Source organism: Neisseria sp. P0021.S005 (assembly GCF_051956955.1).
In genome coordinates, this window is record NZ_JBQCWY010000813.1 from 1 (window position 1) to 929 (window position 929).

Genomic DNA, 929 nt, shown 5'->3' on the forward strand with positions numbered 1-929 from the left:
CCAACCCACATCAAGGCCGTCTGAAACCTCAAAAAACGGAAACCACCCCGTTCCCGTTTCAGACGACCTCACGGCCGTTTTCTCAACAAAACTGTCCACTATCCAGGAGAGCATCCGATGAAACACCTTCACGATTTACCAGCTTGGTCAAAATTATGGATACATTTTGACGAAACCAAAGAACAACACATGCGCGAAATGTTCGAGCAAGATCCCGAACGTGCCGAGCGCTACTGGCTGCAGGTTGGCGGCCTGACTTTGGATTATTCTAAAAACCGTATCAACGACGAAACCATGGCACTGTTGTTCGAGCTGGCGCGTGAAGCAGGCGTACCGGAGCGGATGCAGCAAATGTTCCACGGCGAAAAAATCAATACGACGGAAAACCGCGCCGTTCTCCACGTCGCCCTGCGCAACCGCACCAACGCCCCTATCGTCGTGGATGGCGAAGATGTCATGCCTAAGGTCAACCATGTCCTGCAACGCATGGGCGAGTTCGCGCATGAAGTCCGCAGCGGCAGCTGGTTGGGCTATACCAATCAAGTCATTACCGACGTCGTCAACATCGGTATCGGCGGCTCTGACCTCGGTCCTCTGATGATGTGTACCGCGCTCAAGCCTTTCGGCCATCCGCGTTTGAACATGCACTTCGTCTCCAATGTGGACGGCTCCCAACTGCGCGACGTATTGTCCAAAGTCCACCCTGAAACTACGCTGTTCATCATTGCGTCCAAAACCTTTACCACCCAAGAAACCCTGACCAACGCCCTGACCGCGCGTAAATGGTTCTTGGATCATGCAGGCGATGAAAGCGCCGTGGCCAAACACTTCGTTGCCGTATCGACCAACCAAAAAGCCGTTGCCGAATTCGGTATCGATACCGCCAATATGTTTGAATTTTGGGACTGGGTCGGCGGACGATACAGCCT

At 53.4% G+C, this 929-nt stretch carries 1 pseudogene; it reads left to right on the forward strand.

The features are described from left to right. Nucleotides 1-117: 117 nt before the first annotated feature. A pseudogene (locus ACTHUE_RS19485) lies at nucleotides 118-929 on the forward strand (glucose-6-phosphate isomerase); the annotation flags it as partial.